The organism is Pseudoalteromonas sp. P1-25 (genome assembly GCF_001401805.1).
Lineage (GTDB): Bacteria > Pseudomonadota > Gammaproteobacteria > Enterobacterales > Alteromonadaceae > Pseudoalteromonas.
Window position 1 is genome coordinate 209461 of sequence record NZ_LKDW01000001.1, and the last position, 21856, is coordinate 231316.

Consider the following 21856-nt stretch of genomic DNA (forward strand, 5'->3'; position numbering starts at 1 on the left):
GAAGCTTAGGTTTTATCCCACTTCATTTTATTATTGGTATCGCGCGAATTAATAATGGTTGAATCACTGCTCTCTACACCACCGAGCTTTGCTAAACGGTCGTACAATACGACATTACAAGTAGCAGCAAGGTTCATACAGCCAATAGTTGGCACGTACACGACTTCATCACACCATTTTAAAACATCTTTTGGTATAGAGCCGTCTTCAGGGCCGAATAAATAAAATGCATTTTCTGGGTGCTTAAAATCAGGCAAAGGTGTCGCGCCTTCAATGAGTTCAATAACCACAACAGTTGCACCTTCTGGTTTTACGCTTTGTAGATTATCAGTGGCATTTAAGGGGATCCGCTCAACAACGTTTTTAGTATCGGTATGAAATTTTTTAGCGTTTAAATAACGGCTACCGGTAAAGAAAACTTGCTTTGCATCGTAGCAACCCGCAGCACGTAAAACACCGCCTACATTTGTAGGGCTTTTAGGGTTTATTAGACCTATGCTAGCTTTTAAGTTGCTCATTAATCGCAATCCTTAGTGGGCCACTCAGCTATGTATAAATCAAAGTCATCAAGCTTTACGTCACAGTCTTTTACTGTTTTATCTTTAACGGATATACCTAACTCATGCATTTGTGATTTTTCGCCATTGTTTAAAAGCGGGTGCCACGATGCTAAACCACGGCCTTCGTGTAATCGGCGATAGCTGCAGCTTTGCGGCATAAAAAAGATATCTTTAAGGTTGGCTTTGGTAAGCTTTACACATGAAGGAACAAGCGTCTGGCGGTTTTCGTATTCGCTACAACCACAAGTGTTGTTATCAAGATATTGGCAAACAATGTTAGTGAAAATAAGCTCTTCACCTTCGCGTAATTGATCCGTAGCGGTAAACTCGTCTTCATCCTCACTGTCAATAAAGGTGTTTAAACAACATTTTCCGCAACCATCACAAATCGCTTCCCATTCGTTTTGGTTCATATCGGCTAAACTTTTTTTAAGCCAAAACTGTGTATTTGCTAATTCTTGATCAAACATAATTTACTCGCGCCCCTAAAGAGCGCGCATTCTAACGTATTGCAGCTATACGCGCAAAGCCCGTGCTTTTATCAACACGGGCGTTCGTGTATTGTTTTATTTCTGCGTAGCAACCCAACGTTTAATTTTTTCTTCTAAAATTGGCATTGGTAGTGCGCCGTCAATCAGTATTTGAGTGTGGAAGGCTTTAATATCAAACTTATCGCCTAGCGCCTTTTTAACGTAATCACGCAGCTGCTTAATTTTAAACTCACCTAACTTGTACGAAAGAGCTTGGCCAGGCCATGCTATATAACGCTCAACCTCTGCAATTACATCGCTTTTAGCCATAGATGAATTAGCTAGCATGTAATCAATCCCCTGCTGACGAGTCCAACCTTTTGCATGAAAGCCAGTATCAAGCACCAAACGCATCGCTCTAAGTTGCTCATCCGCTAAACGCCCATACCACATATAAGGGTCGGTAAATAAGCCAAGTTCTTTACCTAAGCTTTCTGCATACAATGCCCAACCCTCAGCAAATACGGTGTAGCCACCAAACTTTCTAAAGTCGGGTAAGCCTTCTATTTCTTGCTGTAGGGCAATTTGAAAGTGATGACCCGGTGCAGCTTCATGTATAGAAAGTGTTTCAAGCAAAAACTTTGGCTGTGCTTTTAAATTAAACGTGTTTATATAAAAAATACCGGGGCGTGAACCATCGGGTGCTGGGGCCGCATAAGATGCGCCCGCAGCAGATTGCGCTCGATATGGTTCAACCGCTTTAACAACATAGGGGGCTTTAGGGGCAATATCGAATAATAAAGGAACACGTGCATCTATTTTTTGCTTAACATCTTCATACGCAGTTATTAATGCCCTTGGCGTGTCGTAATAAAACTCATCTGAATCACGTAAGTGCTGAAAAAACTCAGCCAATGACCCATTAAATCCAACATCCTGTTTTACTTTTTTCATTTCATCTAAAATGCGTGACACTTCACTTAACCCAATGGCGTGTATTTCATCCGCAGATAAACTCAATGTGGTATTTTTTTTAATTTGGTATTCATACCATGCTTTACCATTTGGTAAATCACTATAGCCAACCGTTGTACGACTATTAGGAATGTATTCATTAACTAAAAAATCACTCATACTTTTATAAGCAGGTACTAATTGCGTCATAATAAGTGAGCGGTACTGCGCTGTGATCGTCTCTTTTTGATCTGAGGTAAATGATTCAGGGAAGTTTTTAATCGGTCCCCAAAATAAAGAGTCTTCAGCACGTTTAACAACATGCGCTGCAAATTGCGGCTGTAGTTTTTTAGCTAAAGGTTTTGGTAAAGAAATACCTTGCTTTAAACCTTCCCCCATTGAGCGTTGAACACTTGCAAGCCAAGCTACAAAACCTTCGCTGCGCTTTATAAAATGACTATAATCTTCGGCTGTATTAAACGGTTGTGCGCTTTGCCCTGAGCCAAAACCCGCAAAGGTATTATGCGCGCCTGCCATTTGGTTTATTGGTAGCATGTAAGATGGAAATTGCATGCCTTCCAAATTAAGCGCCAAATCTCGCGCTAGTATTTCGTAACTTAAAAGTGCCTGCCCTGTTAATTGCGATTTATCAATAAGAGCAAGGCGCTGCTGGTACTTTTTATAAAAAGCGGTTTTTTTAGCTCGATTTTTAGATGAAATCTCTGGGGTAAACTTATCGTTGAATTCACTGCGACCACTGTAGGTTGCATTAATAGGTTTAAAGCTCAGTAACTCGTTATAATATTGGGCTACAAGCACATCTAATTGCTGCTCATAAGAAAGCTCTGAAACAATAGCTGCGGGTGCGTTTGACGTGTTTAGCTGTGCACTACTACCTGTGTTATTACTGGTTTGTGTGTTCATACAGCCGCTTAATGCAAACATAACGCCACTAGCAACTAAGGCAAGTTTAATTGATTTCATGATAATCCTTTTTAGTATCGTCAGCCGATTATGCGCATTTAACCTGCGTTAATAAAGTAATTACGATAAATGGGGATTAACCTATTATATTTACACTTTTATATTAGGTTGTTACATTTTAATTAATGAACCGCCACCAGAAGAAAAACACAATGAAAAAAAAGCTACTCAGCGCCTCCATTGCACTTATGTGTTTAGGAAGTTTTAACGCGCAAGCCCTTACTTATGTAACTGCTAAAGCATTAATAGATGTAAAAACAGGTGAGGTTATTCACTCCCCCCTGCTCACAATAGATAATGGGGTGATAACCGAGGTTACACCAAACAAAAAACCAAAAATAACCAAAGATGATCAGCATATTGATTTACCCGAGCTTACTTTAATGCCGGGACTTATGGATATGCATGTTCATTTAACGAGTGACCCAACAGTATCGCGAAGTGAGCGTTTAAGTCAGTCGGTACCGCGCATGGCTATTAAAGCCGCGCATTTTGCTAAAAAAACATTGCTTGCTGGTTTTACCACCCTTAGAAATGTAGGTGCACAAGGCTACAGTGTGATTGCAGTACGTGACGGGATTAACGCTGGCGATATTATAGGCCCTCGAATCTGGGCGGCGGGCCCATCTCTTGGTATTACAGGCGGACATTGTGACAATAACCGTTTACCGCCTGAGCTAAAATATACTTCAACAGGGGTAGCTGATGGCCCATGGGCTGCACGCTTAAAAGTGCGCGAAAACATAAAGTATGGCGCTAATGCGATTAAGTTTTGTGCCACAGGGGGCGTTTTTTCTAAAGGAACAAAAGTAGGTGTACAGCAATATTCATTTGAAGAAATGAAAGCGATTGTTGATGAAGCCCATATGCGCGACCTACCTGTAGCGGCTCACGCACATGGCACAAGTGGTATTAAAACCGCCATAAAAGCTGGCGTAGATAGCATTGAACATGCCAGCTTTTTAGATGATGAAGCCATCTCGCTTGCAAAAAAACATGGCACCTGGCTTTCTATGGATATTTATAATACCGAATATACACTAAGCTTTGGTAAGCAAAATGGCGTAGATGAAGAAAATCTCAATAAAGAACGTCAAGTGTCTAAAAAGCAGCGTGATAGCTTTAAACGCGCAGTAAACGCAGGTGTAAATATGGTATTTGGTACCGATGCTGCTATTTATCCTCATGGCGATAACGCCAAACAATTTAGCCGTATGGTTAAATTTGGCATGAGCGAACTACAGGCTATTCAGGCTGCCACGATTAATAGTGCAAAACTATTAAAAATAGAGAATAAACTGGGTCAGTTAAAACCAGGATTTGCAGCCGACATTATTGCAGTTGACGGTAATCCTCTTGAGAACATTTCTGTGCTTGAGCACATTCCTTTTGTTATGAAAGCGGGCGTTGTTTATAAAAAGTAGTTACTAATACGTGTACTGATTTATAAAAGCATGGAAGTTTCTAGACCCATGCTTTTTTATTTTCCGCATAAAAGTTAACCTTAAATTTACTTTTTTGAACAATTACCCACCTAACTCGCAATTAATTTCACTTTTTTAGACTTTTTTATTCACTTAACGAATAATAACTATTACTATTCGCACACTTCAATAAATGCGAATTATTATCAACATGAAAAAATTCAAATACTCTCTTATTACACTTGCGTGTTTAAACTCATCGTTAGCTGTTGCTGCAACAACAGCTGAAAAAGACATAGAACGCATTAGTGTTTACGAAAAGCAAAATCAAGTTGTAATGAGCTCAGGCCTTGCTACGAAGTCTGATATGTCGTTAATGGAAACACCGGCACCGGTTGTAATCATTGACCGTGAACTCATAGAGTCACAAGGTGTAGATAGCCTCCAAGAACTTGTACGTAACGTGAGTGGTTTAACTCAAGCTGGTAATAACTACGGTATAGGCGACAATTTAGTTATTCGTGGCCTTGATGCTAACTATACTTACGATGGCATGTACGGCGGTGCCGGCTTAGGAAATACATTCAACCCAACGCGTTCACTTACTAATGTTGAGTCGGTTGAGGTGCTTAAAGGCCCTGCTACGGGTTTATATGGCATTGGTAGTGCGGGCGGTGTGATTAACCTAATTGAAAAAAAGCCAGAATTTGAAGAAAAACATAAAATTTCTGCTGAGCTTGGTCAATGGGATAGCTATTCACTTGCCTTTGATAGCACCAATGCAATTACTGATGACTTAGCCTACCGCGTAATGGCTAAAACGGCCTCAAGCGATGGCTTTCGTGATTTAAAAGAAGACAGAGACGAGCTGTATACCTCACTTAAGTATGTGCTTAGTGACAAGCAAGATATCATGCTCTCTGCCGCTTATATAAAAGATTCTATCGCGGTTGACTCTATCGGCCACCCTATTCGAATTTATAACGCAGAGACCGCCAATGGGTTAACTGCGGGTGAAGTAACCGGTGCCGATTTAGCAAATGATCCTTCAGGCAACGGTGTACAACTCACTGCCGCGCAACAAGAACAACTTGCTAATTCACTTTCAGCAACCGACGGACTTACACCATATGATTTTGGTACTAACGGTATCATTTCTCCAATGGCGGATGACAATGAAGGTGAAGAGCTTCGCTTTAAGCTAACGCATAATTACTTCGTTACAGATGATTTATTTTTAAATCAACAACTACAATACCGTAATTACACATCAAGCTTTGCGCGTCAAACGGGTGCGTTTAACTACGTGTATTCAACACGTAGTGGCATTATTAATAATGACCCACGTGCCCCATTAGTAGAAGACGGCGAGTTATACCCATTTGCTGCTCGTCGCCAAGAATACCGCCAAGTAGAAGCTGATGAAAAATCATGGCAGTATTTTTTAGATTTACGCTATGACTTTATGCTTGGTGACATTGATAACGAACTACTCGTTAATGCAAACTACGAAGACAGAGACATTCGCTTTAAGCAGTACTCTATTTACGATGCAGACAAAGTTATTTATGACAGCGAAGGCGAAGTACTTTACCAAGGCACATTACCGTATATTTATGATATGCGCTCGCCAAATTGGCCAACAGGTAACTTTGATGACTACGACCCACTTAAAACCAGTGACTATAATAAAAAAGTACAGGCATGGGGTTTAGGTATTCAACATGTAGGCTACATAACTGATGCGCTTACTACGCGTGTAGGTGTGGCGTATAATCGTATCAAGCAAACGTATGAGCACTTTGGTGTAGATGAGCGTTACAGCTCAAGCCGCGCTGAGCCAACGCCTGAAGCAAACACATCTGACAGTGGCTTAACGTATAACTTAGGCGCAACATATCAACCAACTGAAGACTTTTCGGTATTTATTAACCATGCTAAAGGACGCACTGCTTACAGTGTACTTGGTTCAGTAGCAGGCAATGAAGCCGACCGTGAAGACTCTGAATCTATCAGTAACGATTTAGGCTTTAGATTTAAAGCATTTGATGATCAATTGTTAGCATCACTTGTGATATTTGAAAGCGCGCGGACTAATTTAGAATACGCTAACCCACTTTATGAAGCCGGTGTATCAGGCCCTGATGTAGTAGAAAGCTACTACGATGGCGAAGAACAAACTAAAGGTGTAGAGCTTGATTTAAATGCACATTTAAATGAGAAATGGAAAGTAAATATAAACGGTGTATACCAAGATGCACGCGATAAATCTAATCCAAATAGCAGCAGCTACGATACGCGTCAAAAAGGTGTGCCATATGTAACTGCAAGTACGTGGGTTACCTACTACGCAGATATGTTTAATTTACCAGAGGCTGTTAATATCAGTGGTGGTATTACATTTGTAGATAACAGAAGCACGAACTCAAGTTCATTTAGTATTCCTGATGGCTATGTGCCAAGCTACACCGTTTACGATGCTGCGGTATCTTACACGACCGATAAATGGCATATGCAGCTTAATTTAAACAACTTGTTTAATAAAAAGTACTACTCTAAAGCCATGTTTTTAGGTGGCATGCCAGGCGAAGAGCGTAACGCTAAACTAAGCTTTAGCTTCACACTTTAACCCATCCAGGCAATTAATTTACTCCTACTAAAATAAGTAGGAGTAAATTAAACTTATTCCCCATTTAGTGCTCTAAAAAGATAGCTAGCTAAGCGTTGCTATAATTTATAAGCGTGCTAGCATTACTTTCTGAATTTACTGAAACTTAATAAGCTATGAGTCTATCTGAAAAAAATTTAGCCTTTGTCATGCATTGTGGTGAGATGGGCAGCCGCTGGGGTTTCAATCGTACGATTGGTCAAATGTGTGGTTTGCTGATCATCACCAAAGAGCCAATGACCGCTAACGAAATTGCCGATGCATTAAGTATCTCTCGTGGTAATGTGAGTATGGGTATTAAAGAGCTGCAATCTTGGCAGTTAATAAAAGTACACCACATACCTGGCGATCGTAAAGAGTATTACGCCCCTGCGGGTGAAATTTGGGATATGGCAAACCGTGTATTTGAAGAGCGTAAAAAACGTGAAATAGACCCTACACTTAGTCTTCTTCGGGATAACTTACTCGATGAAGCCAGTAATGAAGAAGAGCTATACGCACAAAAGCAAATGAGTGAAATCCATAACTTGCTGGAAACAGTTACTAAGTGGTCGTCAGAATTACAACGTTTAAGCCCTGAGCAACTAAATAAACTTATGAAACTAGGCTCTGGCATTGGCAAGGTGATCGATTTGAAAGACAAAATTTTTAAAAAAGATCATGATTAAACAAAAAAAGCCGCATCGCGGCTTTTTTTATTACATAGCAGCGTATAAGTTATATTTTTGGATAACCAATTCTATCTGATAAGTAACCCACGCTGGTGGCAAAGTAATACGACCGATTCCAGTGCATAAACACTTTGTAGTTATCATACGCTAAGTACATACGCCCATTAATATCGTCTGGCATTACCAGTGCGGCACGTACATCTACATTAGGTAAATCTGAACCATCGGCTCTGCGAACACCTAAAGCTTGCCACTCAGCTAACGAGCGCTCAGAATCGTTCCAATACTCTAACCATTGCTTGCGCGTTTTAGTGCCACGCTTAAGAACATATTGACTGTCAAAGTTTTCAGGTAGCTTTACTTGGCGACCCCAAGTAAGTGAGTCATCCCAGCCCTCTTGTTTTAAATAATTGGCAATTGATGCAAATGCATCTTCTTTGGTGGTCCAAATATCTTTTCGGCCGTCGTTATTGTAATCAACTGCGTAGGCGTTAAACGAGGTAGGCATAAACTGCGTCTGCCCCATAGCCCCTGCCCAAGAGCCTTTAAATTTATCAAGCGTAATATGGCCTGATTTTAAAATATCTAATGCAGCCCAAAGCTGGCGCTTATAAAGTGCTTCACGTCGTCCGTCAAAGGCAAGCGTAACAAGTGATGAAATAACATTATGGCCACCTTGGATTGTGCCAAAGTTACTTTCAAGGCCCCATAATGCCACTATAAAGCGTGCTTGAACGCCATATTCTTTAGCTACTTGCTCTAGTACGTCTTTATTTTCTGCGTAAAGCTTACGAGCACGATCAATTTTCCATTGTGGTACACGTTTTGGTAAGTAAGTTTCAAGGGTTTCTTTTACCTCTGGCTGATTTTTATCAGCCGATACGACTTTTTCTTTGTAAGACGCAGTGGCAAATGCCTTGTCTATTAATTTGCTATCGTACCCTTTAGCAATGGCCTCTTGTTTTAAATCACTTAAATAAGTTTGAAATTCGGCCTGTGTTTTAGCGACTACAGAGCCACTTAAACACACTGAGCATAAAATTACGGCTAACTTTTTAATCACTATCAACTCCGTTTTCTTTTCGTAATTGGCTAAGTAAATTTTCTTGTGGCGGTGGAATTTGCAAATAGTAGCCTTTATCGGGATCGGCTAAAGCCTCTTTTACAGTTTCAAGGTCGGCACCGCCTAAATGATCTCGCTTTGCTAAGTTAATGATCATTACATAAATAGGTTGACCAAACATTGCCAGTAATGGTTCAGGCACTTTACTAAAATCATCTCTTTTTTCAACAAATAAGAAGGTATCCGCTTTTTTCTTACTTTTATATACCGCAGTGAGCATAATGGCCCTATTTAATCTTGCTTAACATTGCCGCACACTATAACATGAGAGTAATAATAAGTTAGAAAAATTAGATTAGAAATTTCATTAAAGGCCTTATTCAGCCTACGTTTATCTAAAATTAATTTCTAATCAGACAAATCAATTGAGCGTGTATGTCGGAACAAATTTTTGAACTAAAAGGGAATCTTTTTACGTTATCAGTATTGCATCTTTATAGCACTGATATTGCCCTTTTAGCAGAACAGTTGTATGTAAAAATAGCCCAAGCTCCTCGTTTTTTTGAAGGAGCGCCTATTGTTGTTAATTTAGAAGAAATTAAAAACAGCTCACTTGATTTTGACCATTTAAAGTCTCTCATTGAGCGTATGAGCTTTAATGCAGTAGGTGTATGTAATGGCTCTGATGAGCAACACACCCAAGCTAAAGCCGCCGGCCTATCTGTACTTAATTACTCTCAAGATGCTAAAAGTGCCCCTGTAAAACAACAAGAGGCACCCAATACCTCTATTGTTGAAAAAAACGTATACCTGCCTGCGCAAGTAATTAAAGGTACGGTGCGCTCAGGGCAACAAGTTTATGCAAAAGATAGAGACTTAATTGTACTCGGTGCGGTCAGTCATGGCGCAGAAGTAATAGCCGATGGAAATGTGCATATTTATGGCACCCTACGCGGGCGCGCTATTGCAGGTGCTAAAGGGACAAAAGACGCCTGCATTTATTGCCAAAAACTTGAAGCCGAATTAGTTTCAATTGATGGCAATTATTGGATCAGCGACTCATTACAAGGTGAGCACTGGGGCAATGCAGTACAAATACAACAAAAAAACGAATCATTAGAAATTTCAGCTTTGGTTAAAGGATAAATCTCATGGCAAAAGTAATTGTCGTTACCTCTGGTAAAGGCGGTGTTGGTAAAACAACATCAAGTGCTGCAATAGGCACCGGTTTAGCTTTAAAAGGCTATAAAACAGTTATTATCGATTTTGATATTGGCTTACGTAATCTAGATTTAATTATGGGGTGTGAGCGCCGTGTAGTTTATGATTTTGTAAACGTAATAAATGGCGAAGCCAATTTAAATCAGGCGCTTATTAAAGATAAACGCGTTGAAAAATTGTTTTTACTACCTGCATCACAAACACGTGATAAAGACGCCCTTACCCGTGAAGGCGTAGAGCGCGTATTAAACGAATTAAAAGAAGACTTTGACTACATTGTGTGTGACTCACCTGCAGGTATAGAAGCCGGTGCAATGATGGCGATGTACTTTGCTGATGAAGCAATTGTTACAACAAACCCGGAAGTGTCTTCTGTTCGAGATTCAGACAGAATTTTAGGTATTTTACACAGCAAGTCTAAACGTGCTGAAGAAGGCCTAGAAAATATTAAAGAGCACCTTTTATTAACACGCTACAACCCTGAGCGTGTTGAAAAAGGTGAAATGTTATCGGTAGAAGATGTCAAAGATATTCTATCGATTCCATTACTTGGTGTTATTCCTGAGTCGCAAGCGGTATTAAGTGCGTCTAACTCGGGGCAACCGGTGATACTTGATGGTGATTCAGATGCAGGGCAAGCTTACGCTGATGCAATTAATCGCTTATTAGGTGAAACAGTCGATTTTCGCTTCTTAGACGTTGAGAAGAAAGGCTTATTTAAACGGATTTTTGGAGGTTAATGTGTCTTTACTTGACTACTTCCGCTCAGAAAAGAAAAACAGCGCGTCATTAGCAAAAGAGCGATTGCAGATCATTGTCGCGCACGAACGTTCTCAACGCGGAACGCCGGATTACTTACCACAATTAAAACAAGATATTTTAGATGTGATCCGTAAATACGTGAACGTAAACACTGATGCAGTGCAAGTACAGTTTGATCAAAACGAAGATGATTTAGCGGTACTTGAGCTCAATGTGACATTGCCTGACGAAGAAAAAAAGTAGTACAGCAAAAAGCGGCATTTAAACTGCCGCTTTTTTCATTTTTAACTAAACCTTACGTTTATAGAAAGGTTAGTGAGCGCGTGTGTTTAGAATATTTAAGCTGATAATCGCTTTTGATCACTTATAAACAATGAATGTGGTAATATGTAGCCACTATTTCGTTATGTATTCGCAATTGCTATGTTTAATCCCCCGCCCTGTTTTACCTCGTTTTCTAAATCAATAGATAATATAGCTCTGCCAGAGAAATTTACGTTTCCATTTTATTATCAGCCCCACGAACTTAGCGTTTTGGCATCAAAGCAATTACAGCAGCAGCTGGCAACGCATCTACCTTATGATAAAAATAATCACCATGGTGACGGAAAGATGTTCGGTGTACTAGTTGTACAAAACCCACAAAAACAAATTGGCTTTTTATCGGCTTATTCAGGGCAAGTTGAAAATTTAAGTTCTGAGATAAAATGTGTGCCTAATGTATCTACAATGGCATTGGAGGATGTGGGTTATTTGAAAGAAAGTAAAATAATTAACGAAATAAACACACAGATACATGCCCTTGAAAATGCCAGTACATTAAATAAATTATCGGCATCGTTAAGTCGAGATACAGAAAAATTTGAGCAGCAGTTACAAGCGCAACAAAGCGTAATGCAAGCCAACAGAAAAGCACGTAAAGAGGCGCGCAGTGCACTTGCGATTGAGCACAGCGATGCAATAACGCCTGAACAACAAGCAAGCTTGAATGAACTGGCAAAGCAAAGCATAGAAGATAAAAAACACTATCAAAGCATAAAAGATCACTGGCGCGATAAAATAACTCAGCAACAGCAGGCGCTTTATACCCTTTACGATGAAATAAAACAGTTAAAAAAACGCCGTAAAGTTTTATCTAAAAACCTACAAAAACAGTTATTTGCCCAGTATCAATTTTTAAATGCCAATCATGAGATTAAAGATCTCAACGCTATATTTGCAGCTTTGCCAGAGCATACTCCGCCATCAGGGGCGGGCGATTGCGCAGCCCCCAAGCTATTACAATACGCTTATCTTAATAATTTAAAGCCGCTAGCCATGGCCGAATTTTGGTGGGGCGGCGCTCCAAAATCGGCGGTACGCCAACATAAAAACTATTACCCATCTTGCTACAGTAAATGCCAACCTATTTTATCGCATATGTTAAAAGGCCTTAGCATAGAAGATAACCCACTACTCGTTAATCCTGCTGAAGGTAAAACGCTGCCCATAGTCTATCAAGACGATGATATTGTTATTGTAAATAAGCCAAGCGAGTTTTTATCTGTACCAGGTGTCAATATTGAAGATTCAGTGTATTTGCGTATTCAAACGCAATTTCCGCACGCTACAGGCCCGTTAATTGTCCACAGACTAGATATGTCTACATCAGGTTTACTCGTTGTGGCCCTTAATAAACGCGCCCACAAAGCACTCCAAAAGCAATTTATTGCCCGCACCATTGATAAACGTTACATTGCGTTAGTTGATGGTAAAGTGCCACAAGACAGTGGCAAAATAGAACTACCATTACGACTTGATTTTGACGATAAGCCACGCCAACTTGTGTGTTATAAAAACGGCAAACCTGCACTTACTACATGGCAAGTGCTTGAACGTAAAAACAATATTACACGCCTACAGCTCTATCCTAAAACAGGGCGCACTCACCAACTTAGGATACACTGCGCTCATCACTTAGGGCTGAATACGCCTATTATCGGTGACACACATTATGGTAAAAAAGCCAACAGGTTACATTTACATGCCGAGTATTTGGCGCTAGATCACCCTATTACCCATAAGCGTTTAACATTTAGCATAGCGCCCGATTTTTAACAAAGCCTGTAGCTTAAGAAGTGGGTTTAATTGTCCCACTCTTTAAGCACATCTTTAACAAAACTGTAGCGCCAAGAATTAAGTAAATCAGGTTTAATATGATTTACCTTTTGGTCATTGGTGAGTTTCCAATTCCAGCTAATAAGCTGATTAATTTGCTTTTTAGACGCCATTACATCTTCTGGTATGCCCTGCTCTTTCGCTACTTTAGTGATTTTTTGTTTAATGTCTTTAGCCACTTTTTTATAAGCCGGAAAATCGATTAAACGTTTAAGCACAGGTGGATGCTGATCAACTGGCAGGGCTTTGGCTTTTTCAATACACTTTAGAATTTCGACCCCTGAGCGATTTACTTCCATCGATTCAACACCCGGAATTTGTCTTAGCGTATTTAAGCTCGAAGGCCCACGCTTAGCAATTTCCGTCATGTTGTGCTCTTTAAGCACAAAGTTAAGCGCTAAATTTTTACGAATAGCTTTATTACGACGCCATACAGCTAATTCTTTTAATACCGCTAGCTCATGTGGTTTTAGTTGCCATGCGTTTTTTATATCTTTATAAAGCAGCTCATCTGGGGTTTGAAAGGCGCGTTTATTTGCAATTAACTCGCTCTCATTTATTACAATATCAAATAACTCAGCTTTATTGATACGCTCAATTATTAGTCCAAAACAAGGCAATAAATGAAAGGTATCAGCGGCTGCATAATCGAGCTGCTTTTTAGTTAATGGGCGCTGTAGCCAATTTGTACGTGATTCACTTTTGTCTATTTCTATGCCTAATAGCTCTTTTACCATTAGCGCAAAGCCCATACAGTTGCCTTCGCCTAACAGCTGAAGAGCAAATTGTGTATCAAATAATGGAGCAGGTACAAAGCCTGCATATTTTTGAAAAACTTCAATATCTTCTGAAGGCGAATGCAACACTTTTAGTACGGATGGATCTTTTAATATTTGCCAAAATTCAAATAGCGATAGTTCTGCAAGTGGGTCTATAAGCGCGAGGTGCTCACCATCATATACTTGAATAAGTGCAACTTCAGGGTACAAAGTACGGCGACGCATAAACTCAGTGTCTATGGCTAAAATAGGCTTGTTTCTTATTTGTTCAACAAAGGTATTAAGTTGATTTTGTGTTTCGATCAATTTGTATTGCACTTAATCTCCTACAATAAAAAAGCCGGCTAATGCCGGCTCTTTTATAGTTTACTAATCTTTTAGGGCTCTTCTGAGAATTTTACCTACATTAGTTTTAGGTAATTCATCCTTAAACTCAACGAGTTTAGGAACCTTATAATTAGTTAAATTATCACGACAGTGATTTATTATATCTTTTTCAGTTAAAGAAGGGTCTTTTTTAACAACAAAAACTTTAACTTGTTCACCACTTACATCGTGTGGAATGCCGATAGCGGCGACTTCAAGTACGCCATCATGCATAGCAACTACTTCTTCTATCTCATTTGGGAACACGTTAAAGCCCGATACAATGATCATGTCTTTTTTACGGTCAACAATATAGAAGAAACCTTCATCATCGTATGTGGCTATATCACCAGTGGCGAACCAGCCATCTTGCAAACATTCTGCGGTTGCATCTGGGCGATTATAGTAACCTAACATAACTTGAGGACCTTTAACCCATAGTTCACCGGGTTCACCTTTTGCTGCCTCTTCACCGTTTTCAAGCATTAACTTAATTTCAGTATTAGGAGCAGGTAAACCAATTGAGCCATTGTAACCTTCTAAATCATAAGGGCTTACTGTCACAAGTGGTGCACACTCGGTTAAACCATAACCTTCCATTAATTTAGAATTAGTCACTTTTTGCCATTTTTCGGCTACGGGACGTTGTACCGCCATGCCACCGCCTAATGACATTTTTAAATGACTAAAGTCAAGCTCTGCAAACCCTGGTGTATTAAGTAGCCCATTAAATAGGGTATTTACACCGGTAATAGCGGTAAAATTATGCTGATTAAGCTCTTTAACAAACGCTGGCATGTCACGTGGGTTTGTAATTAATACATTTAAACCGCCGTATTTCATAAACGTTAAGCAGTTAGCCGTTAACGCAAATATATGATAAAGCGGTAATGCAGTAACAACCACTTCAGTACCACGGTCTAATACTTTATCTAAACAGCCCGATACTTGCTCAAGGTTACCAACCATATTGCCATGACTTAACATTGCCCCTTTAGATACGCCAGTTGTACCACCTGTATATTGTAAAAAGGCCAGATCAGATAAGTTCATTTCTGGACGCGTATACTTTGCAGGGTCACCGGCTAATACATCTGAAAACTTAATGGTATTTGGCAGGTTATAGCTAGGCACCATTTTTTTTATGTATTTAACCACAAAATTAACGATATGCTTTTTAATACCACCGACCATGTCGCCCACTTGGGTAACTACAATGTGTTTTACATCTGTTTTAGCAAGGGCTTTCTCAAGCGTGTCTGCAAAATTAGCCAGTATAAAAATAGCTGACGCGTCAGAGTCTTTTAGCTGATGCTCAAGCTCACGAACTGTGTAAAGGGGGTTTACGTTAACCACAACACACCCTGCACGTAAAATACCTAAAATAGCAATAGGCGTTTGCAATAAGTTAGGCATCATCACAGCAACTTTGTCGCCTTTTTTGAGACCTAAGTCATTTTGAATATACGAAGCAACACGCAGTGTCGCTGTATCTATTTCATCATACGATAATGTTTTACCCATATTAGTAAATGCAGGTAAATCTTTGTAATCGGTAAAACTTTTTTCAAACACTTCGAGTAACGAGTTGTAATGCTCAGGATCGATTGTTTCAGGCATACCTTCTGGGTAGCGCTTAAGCCAGATTTTTTCCACTCTTAGCCCCTGTTTATAATTATATTTTTATTAACCTTAATCTAAGTAAGGCACTTTAACAATTGAGCAAATACTCTAATGAAGGAATAATCCCACATTTGGCGCTAATTTACAATTAACATGCACCATTTTGCAGCATAAAGGCTTGAATATGCTCAAAACATAACCCACTGCTTTGCATATGGCAATGATGCCCACCATCTACATTAATTACCTTCAAGTTGTTGTAATAGCTAATATACTTGGCCAAATTTTGTTTTACAAATGAATAACCTTGGTTACCTAAAATTAATTGGCTTGGTGCTTTTAATTGCTTTATTGCACCAATACATTGCGCTTCATTAAACCTAAAACCTGAGTGATTTTTAAGCTTAGGGTCTGTCGTTAACACATACCCTAGTTCACTTTTCTTAATATTACGACTCATCAACAATGAGATAAGTTCGTTATTTAAATCTGTTGTACTTGCTCGCGCTTCGATAATTGCGGATTCGGATTTATAAATGCGCTGCTTTTTATTGTTAACACGCTCTCTATTGAGTATCGCCCCTTTTAATTGCTGACAGACCTCGTCAGATGGAGTCGTAACACAACCAATCCCCTCAATGAAGGTAACCGAATACACGTATTCACTAAAACAGCTAGCAAATAAACCTGCAACCATTGCTCCCATCGAGTGGCCGACTAAGTGCACCTTCGTTGCTCCTAAGGCCTTTATAAGTTGGTACACATCATCAATATAATCAACAAAATAATAATGCGCATCACTGCTTTTCCAATCAGATAATCCATGCCCTGCAAAGTCAATACAATACCAAGTATGCTGCGGATTAACCTTATCAAGCATAGGTGTGAAACTATTACTGTTATCTAGCCAGCCATGCATAGCAATAACTAGCTCACCACCACGTCCCTTTTGTAAACCACGTAAGGTTATATTTCTTGTTTTTATTTCAAATGGCTGCAAAAGACACCTCTTTTAACGTGCGACATTATTTATAACATACTAGTTGTCAGACCTCTAATACGAAAATATTTTGTATTTTTTGTATTTATAAAGACTCATCTACCATAAAGCTTTATTACCCTTTTTAATAATTACATTTATTATCAATTAGTTATCACCATCACCGTTATGCCAACTAAACAAAACAACATGAAATGAGCACGAATTTTTTTCGTCTTTGCAATGCGTATCACTATATTCGCTTCTTTATAATTAACATACATAAAAAAAATGGCTGTATTAATTTAATGACAGTTAATCAGCTCGAATTGTACACTGCGCTTTTTATTCTTACTTCAATTCATTATTATACAAGCGCATGTTGAATTTTACGGGTTGAACTTGTTTAACCTTGGGTCAGTTTATTCACGCTGAGAGTTTAATTACCAACCTGACTAAAATACCTAGCGATAAACCTTAGTCGCCTTTGATAAAATCGTTTATGCAGCGCATGTTTAGTGATTTTGCTGCAAATTCAACACGCCCTAACCATATACAATTGTGGTGCTGTTTTAAAAGCACATTCATAGGGATAAAAATGAAAAACCAACTTAGCTTATTAGCGCTTTTATGTGCATCTAGCAGTGTTTATGCAAGCGATGCACCTAAAAATGTAATTTATATGATTGGTGACGGAATGGGTCCTGCCTATACAACCGCTTATCGTTATTTTAAAGATGATCCAACCACCAAGCAGATTGAAACGACCGTATTTGATACTATTTTAACAGGCATGGCGCGTACTTACCCTGACGATCATACATATGTTACCGACAGTGCTGCAGGTGCAACGGCTCTGAGCAGTGGCCATAAAAGTTATAATGGCGCTATTGCTGTCGACACTGACAAAAAGCCTGTAAAAACCATGTTAGAAATAGCAAAAGAGCGCGGTATGACAACAGCGTTAGTGGCTACTTCGCAAATTAATCATGCCACGCCTGCCAGTTTTGCTACTCATAATGAATCACGTCGTAATTACGATGCGATTGCAAATGAGTATATAGATAACAAAATTGCCGGAAAACTGCCTGTTGATTTAATGTTAGGTGGCGGTACGAAGTACTTTATTAGAGAAGATCGTAACCTAGTAGATGAATTTAAAGCTGCGGGCTATCAATACAACGACGATATAAAAAATCTTGGCCAAATTACGCAAATACCTGCACTTGGCTTGTACGCCCCAATTGGTTTGCCTTATGCGCTTGATGCTAACTCAAATCACTTAACACAGCTCACAGCTAAAGCATTTGATTTACTCGATGGACAAAATAAAGACGGCTTTTTTGTCATGATTGAAGGCAGTCAAATAGACTGGTGCGGCCATGCAAACGATGTAGCCTGTGCGATGGCAGAAATGGATGACTTTGCACAGTCGATTGAAAAAGCAAAAGCTTATATTGATAAAAACCCTGATACTTTATTGGTTGTTACAGCTGATCATTCAACTGGTGGTTTAACCCTCGGTGCGCACGGACAATATAAGTGGGATACAGACGTTATTAAAGGGGTAAAAGCAACTGCTAGCGAGCTGACCAAGCAATTACTCGCTGCCGATAACCTTGAGCCTATTTGGCGCGCCAACACAAATATTGAATACACACCGGCTAACAAGGTAAAACTTGAACAAGCGAAAAAAATGGGCGAAACAGCGCTTAATTTAGCCATTAAAAGTATTATTAGCGACGCCAGCTTTACTGGCTGGACAACAGGCGGGCACACCGCTGTAGATGTACAAGTATTTGCTTACGGTAAAGGCAGTGAGCACTTTAGTGGTGCTCAAAATAATACCGATATTGCTGATAAACTAATTGGCTTTATTAAACAGTAGCCATCAGCAAACATAAAAAAGCCCGAACCTGTGTTCGGGCTTTTTATTTTTTACTATTATTGGGCTAAGCGTAAATATCAACGCCAATTAAATCTTGTACTTCTGCTCTGCGCTCTAAGTTTGCAAATTCAGTATACGTAGAAATCGCTTTGCTCACTGTTGGGCTTGGCTGGTCATAAATAGTTTGGCTGTACTTTGCATTAGTAGTATTTTGACTAAAGTATTGATTAGCAAGCTCTACACCCGCTTTACTACTTTTTACATAGTCCGTATTTGTTTTATTACTGGCGCTATCGTCCGCTAAACCTTGTGGTTTAGAGGGTATAATTTTTGTAGAAGTAACCTTTGCAGGGATATCACCCGTAAAAAAACCAGCACCAATTGGCAAAGTCATAAATAACTTCCAACAATAAACAGTTTAAAAATTATGATTTAAAAACATTCAATATGCAACTTTTGAGCTTATTCACGACCCGGTAGTTTTTTCCATGTTACTGTATCGCGCACATATTTAGGTTGTGCATCACTTGCTTTTACAACGTCTCCGGCTAAAAAGGCCGTGTCTACATGGTTAAGCATATAGCGAGCATCTGGCAATGTAATATCTGTATTTATGGTTATATTGCTCGTGTTTTTAAGTGCATCAGGGTAACTTTTAAAACCCGTGCCTACAGCAATCGCGTGTTGCTCTTCACAACTTATGTGTTCTTCGCTTAATAGTTCAGGTTTTATAACGCACTCTTCATTGACCAATTGCATATGGGCGTTATTTACTTGGTATTGCGCAAAATAAATTTCCCCCATGCGTGCATCTATTGCAGAGTACACTACTGATGCCTGCACTTGTTCGTACGCTTGTTGGGCCATAATGGCCAAGGTAGATACACCCACTAATGGTAAGTTGGCCGAATAAGCTAACCCTTGTGCAATAGCAACACTAATGCGTACTCCGGTAAAACTCCCTGGCCCTTGGCCAAAACCAATAACGTCTAAGTCTTTTAATTTACACTGTGCTTTATTAAGAAGCTCATCAACTAAAGGGAGTATTTTTTGACTATGTTGCTGCGGGCATTCTTCAAAATGATGAAATGTTTGGCCCTCGAAGTGTAAAACTATAGATAACGCTTCTGTAGAGGCGTCTAGGGCAAGAATATTACTTTTAATCATTTTAGTACTCTAGTTAATGTGTTTTAAAAATGTGTTTGCATCTTCTAAGCTTCGCGTGCGACGCATCGGCGGTAAGCTTTTTAAAAATACTTGGCCATATTGGCGTGTTACTAAACGATTGTCGCAAATAACCAGCACGCCTTTGTCTTTATTATCTCGTATCAAACGCCCTACACCCTGTTTAAGCGCAATAACTGCTTGCGGCAACTGTATATGCGCAAAGGGGTCTTTACCTTGCATTTGGCAATCTTGCATTTTGGCTTGCAGTAATGGGTCATCCGGTGCTGCAAAAGGTAACTTGTCAATAATAACACAGCTTAGCGTGCTACCACGTACATCAACGCCTTCCCAAAAAGAGGCTGTGCCTAATAATACAGCATTACCATGGCGCGTAAATTTTTCGAGTATTATACGCTTAGACATTTGCCCTTGCATATAAACTGGGTAGTCCATTTGTGTGGTTAATCCCTCAGCCACCAAATGCATCATCCGATAACTTGTAAACAGCACAAAACAGCGCCCTTTTGCCGATTTTATTAACTCTAGAGTTAATTTTATAATTGCATGAGGCATGTTCTCTGCGTGCGATTCTGGCAAATATCGGGGTAAGCATAAAAGCGCCTGATTAGGGTAATCAAAGGGGCTGTCAACCATCATACTCTTTGCAGGGGTAATACCTAAGCTGGCGTTAAAGTGATCGAGCTTATTATCAACCGATAGCGTGGCTGAGGTAAAAACAAACCCGGCGCCAGTGTCTTTCATCATTTGAGCAAATTTAGCAGAGACATTAAGCGGCGTAATATTAACCGTTAAATAACGCCTCGTGGTTTCGTACCAATAACTAAATCCGGTTTGAGCGGTATCAAAAACACGCTCCAACTGACCTTTAAACGCTAATGTACGTTCAAACGGGTGCTCTATTTTATCGCTTCGCTCTAGGCAGAGTTTTAATACTTGATAAACAAAGTCTAAATCGCTAATTACTCGGTGCAGCGCCGCACAAATCAGTTTGTCGCTGAGTTTTTCACGCCAATCTCCTCGGCTACCATCTACACCAAACTGTAAACGTAAATCAGCCACACTGGTTTCAAGCTTATTTAGGCTTTTTCCTAGTTGCAGCATATCGGGAATTTCAGCCCGGTATATTGCACGCAAATCGTTAATTAAATCCACCAGCTTTTTAGTACTAATGCTTTCCCCAAAATAGTCGCTAGCAATTTCACTAAGCTGGTGTGCCTCATCAAAAATATAGGCGTCGGCTGTGGGCATCAGCTCAGCAAAACCAGAGTCTTTTACCGCCATATCAGCAAAAAACAAATGATGATTTATAACAACTACATCCGCTTCAGCTGCATTTAGGCGTGCTTTACGTATGTAACACGATTGAAAGTCAGGGCACTCTTTACCTAAACAGTTATCAGCTGTCGAATTAACGTAGGGCAGTACTTTGGCATCTTCTTCAATACCAATACAATCAGCTAAATCACCCGAGTGTGTCTCACTTGCAAATTTAGCAACCATTGCAAGCTGATGCATAACATCAGGATCGTCAGTAGGTACATGGGCCACATGTTGGTTAAGCCTATAAGTACATAAGTAATTTGCGCGCCCTTTTAACAGGGCGGTTTTTTTAGATGCGTTAAGTGCTTTTACTAGTTGCGGTAAATCGCGGTGATATAACTGCTCTTGCAAGGCCTTAGAGCCTGTTGAGATAATCGTTTTGCCCTTAGATTTAAGTGCAGGCGCTAAATAAGCAAACGTTTTACCTGTACCCGTTCCCGCCTCAACCACTAACTGCGTGCAACTTTTTAATGCATCGTTAACGGCAACGGCCATATCAATTTGAGGTTGGCGAGGCGTGTATCCCTCTAAAGATAACGCTAACGGCCCGGTTGCACTAAACAGCTGTTTGATAATACCAGTCACTTTATAAAAAATAATAGCGCGATTTTACGTAAGCATGACTTTAAGGGCAAGCCTATTGGAGTTAAAGGGCACGCATATTTAGGGTAAGGCTAAAATTGAATAAATTTAAAAATTAAAAATTAAAAATAAAGATTGTTCAGTCACCTTGTATTAATCTCTTTATTACAAGCAATAACACCAGTAAATTTGCATTA

At 39.6% G+C, this 21856-nt stretch carries 19 protein-coding genes; 8 read left to right on the forward strand and 11 right to left on the reverse strand.

All coding sequences use genetic code 11. The features are described 5' to 3' along the window. Nucleotides 1-5: 5 nt before the first annotated feature. The 3 genes from AN393_RS00965 to AN393_RS00975 all read right to left on the reverse strand — a co-directional run bounded on the left by AN393_RS00965 (nucleotide 6) and on the right by AN393_RS00975 (nucleotide 2968). Entirely contained in the window at nucleotides 6-518 is a 513-nt protein-coding gene (locus AN393_RS00965) for an RNA methyltransferase (RefSeq protein WP_055013624.1), read from the reverse strand. Then, on the reverse strand, nucleotides 518-1030 hold the full coding sequence (locus tag AN393_RS00970; RefSeq protein WP_055013625.1) for a YcgN family cysteine cluster protein: 513 nt from the start codon (nucleotides 1028-1030) through the stop codon (nucleotides 518-520). Before AN393_RS00970 ends, AN393_RS00965 begins: the two co-directional genes overlap by 1 nt. 96 nt (nucleotides 1031-1126) lie before the next feature. Then, nucleotides 1127-2968: a DUF885 family protein gene (locus tag AN393_RS00975; protein WP_055017087.1), complete on the reverse strand. Its 1842-nt coding sequence runs from the start codon at nucleotides 2966-2968 to the stop codon at nucleotides 1127-1129. A gap of 152 nt (nucleotides 2969-3120) precedes the next feature. On the opposite strand from AN393_RS00975, the gene AN393_RS00980 reads away from it, so the two are divergent. The 3 genes from AN393_RS00980 (at nucleotide 3121) to AN393_RS00990 (ending at nucleotide 7728) form a co-directional block, all read left to right on the forward strand. Continuing rightward, complete coding sequence (locus AN393_RS00980) at nucleotides 3121-4392, forward strand: amidohydrolase family protein (protein WP_055017088.1); 1272 nt, start codon at nucleotides 3121-3123, stop codon at nucleotides 4390-4392. 211 nt (nucleotides 4393-4603) lie between these two features. After that, nucleotides 4604-7021, forward strand: coding sequence for a TonB-dependent siderophore receptor (locus tag AN393_RS00985; protein WP_055017089.1), 2418 nt, complete (start codon nucleotides 4604-4606; stop codon nucleotides 7019-7021). A gap of 155 nt (nucleotides 7022-7176) precedes the next feature. After that, nucleotides 7177-7728: a GbsR/MarR family transcriptional regulator gene (locus AN393_RS00990; RefSeq protein WP_055017090.1), complete on the forward strand. Its 552-nt coding sequence runs from the start codon at nucleotides 7177-7179 to the stop codon at nucleotides 7726-7728. 49 nt (nucleotides 7729-7777) lie between these two features. Here AN393_RS00990 and AN393_RS00995 read toward each other — a convergent pair whose 3' ends face one another. Further along, nucleotides 7778-8794, reverse strand: a complete 1017-nt coding sequence (locus AN393_RS00995) for a lytic transglycosylase domain-containing protein (RefSeq protein WP_055017091.1) — start codon at nucleotides 8792-8794, stop codon at nucleotides 7778-7780. Continuing rightward, on the reverse strand, nucleotides 8787-9074 hold the full coding sequence (locus AN393_RS01000; protein ID WP_055013631.1) for a YcgL domain-containing protein: 288 nt from the start codon (nucleotides 9072-9074) through the stop codon (nucleotides 8787-8789). The genes AN393_RS00995 and AN393_RS01000 overlap by 8 nt, the downstream gene beginning before the upstream one ends. A gap of 155 nt (nucleotides 9075-9229) precedes the next feature. Here AN393_RS01000 and minC point away from each other — a divergent pair, with 155 nt between their 5' ends. The 4 genes from minC to AN393_RS01020 all read left to right on the forward strand — a co-directional run bounded on the left by minC (nucleotide 9230) and on the right by AN393_RS01020 (nucleotide 12874). Next, nucleotides 9230-9940: a septum site-determining protein MinC gene (gene minC / locus AN393_RS01005; protein WP_055013632.1), complete on the forward strand. Its 711-nt coding sequence runs from the start codon at nucleotides 9230-9232 to the stop codon at nucleotides 9938-9940. Between the two features lie 5 nt (nucleotides 9941-9945). Then, nucleotides 9946-10755 carry a septum site-determining protein MinD gene (gene minD, locus AN393_RS01010; protein WP_024031716.1) on the forward strand — a complete coding sequence of 270 codons (810 nt, stop codon included), beginning with the start codon at nucleotides 9946-9948 and terminating at the stop codon, nucleotides 10753-10755. Nucleotide 10756: 1 nt separating this feature from the next. Next, the gene (minE, locus tag AN393_RS01015) at nucleotides 10757-11020 is read left to right on the forward strand and encodes a cell division topological specificity factor MinE (protein ID WP_004586362.1); all 264 of its coding nucleotides are present in this window, start codon (nucleotides 10757-10759) and stop codon (nucleotides 11018-11020) included. A 180-nt stretch (nucleotides 11021-11200) separates the two neighbouring features. Beyond that, nucleotides 11201-12874: an RluA family pseudouridine synthase gene (locus tag AN393_RS01020; RefSeq protein ID WP_055017092.1), complete on the forward strand. Its 1674-nt coding sequence runs from the start codon at nucleotides 11201-11203 to the stop codon at nucleotides 12872-12874. Nucleotides 12875-12900: 26 nt separating this feature from the next. Here the strand turns inward: AN393_RS01020 and rnd are convergent, their stop codons facing one another. The 3 genes from rnd to AN393_RS01035 all read right to left on the reverse strand — a co-directional run bounded on the left by rnd (nucleotide 12901) and on the right by AN393_RS01035 (nucleotide 16702). Continuing rightward, the gene (gene rnd, locus AN393_RS01025) at nucleotides 12901-14031 is read right to left on the reverse strand and encodes a ribonuclease D (RefSeq protein ID WP_055013634.1); all 1131 of its coding nucleotides are present in this window, start codon (nucleotides 14029-14031) and stop codon (nucleotides 12901-12903) included. A 51-nt stretch (nucleotides 14032-14082) separates the two neighbouring features. Continuing rightward, nucleotides 14083-15735 carry a long-chain-fatty-acid--CoA ligase FadD gene (gene fadD, locus AN393_RS01030; RefSeq protein ID WP_055013635.1) on the reverse strand — a complete coding sequence of 551 codons (1653 nt, stop codon included), beginning with the start codon at nucleotides 15733-15735 and terminating at the stop codon, nucleotides 14083-14085. Nucleotides 15736-15850: 115 nt separating this feature from the next. After that, nucleotides 15851-16702, reverse strand: coding sequence for an alpha/beta hydrolase (locus AN393_RS01035; RefSeq protein WP_055013636.1), 852 nt, complete (start codon nucleotides 16700-16702; stop codon nucleotides 15851-15853). Between the two features lie 577 nt (nucleotides 16703-17279). On the opposite strand from AN393_RS01035, the gene AN393_RS01040 reads away from it, so the two are divergent. Further along, the gene (locus tag AN393_RS01040; RefSeq protein WP_055013637.1) at nucleotides 17280-18569 is read left to right on the forward strand and encodes an alkaline phosphatase; all 1290 of its coding nucleotides are present in this window, start codon (nucleotides 17280-17282) and stop codon (nucleotides 18567-18569) included. Between the two features lie 64 nt (nucleotides 18570-18633). Here the strand turns inward: AN393_RS01040 and AN393_RS01045 are convergent, their stop codons facing one another. From AN393_RS01045 to AN393_RS01055, 3 genes are all read right to left on the reverse strand, one after another. Further along, nucleotides 18634-18963, reverse strand: coding sequence for a hypothetical protein (locus tag AN393_RS01045; protein WP_055013638.1), 330 nt, complete (start codon nucleotides 18961-18963; stop codon nucleotides 18634-18636). A gap of 68 nt (nucleotides 18964-19031) precedes the next feature. Further along, entirely contained in the window at nucleotides 19032-19736 is a 705-nt protein-coding gene (gene tsaB / locus AN393_RS01050) for a tRNA (adenosine(37)-N6)-threonylcarbamoyltransferase complex dimerization subunit type 1 TsaB (RefSeq protein WP_055013639.1), read from the reverse strand. 9 nt (nucleotides 19737-19745) lie between these two features. Continuing rightward, complete coding sequence (locus AN393_RS01055) at nucleotides 19746-21662, reverse strand: ATP-dependent DNA helicase (protein ID WP_055017093.1); 1917 nt, start codon at nucleotides 21660-21662, stop codon at nucleotides 19746-19748. Between the last annotated feature and the right edge of the window lie 194 nt (nucleotides 21663-21856).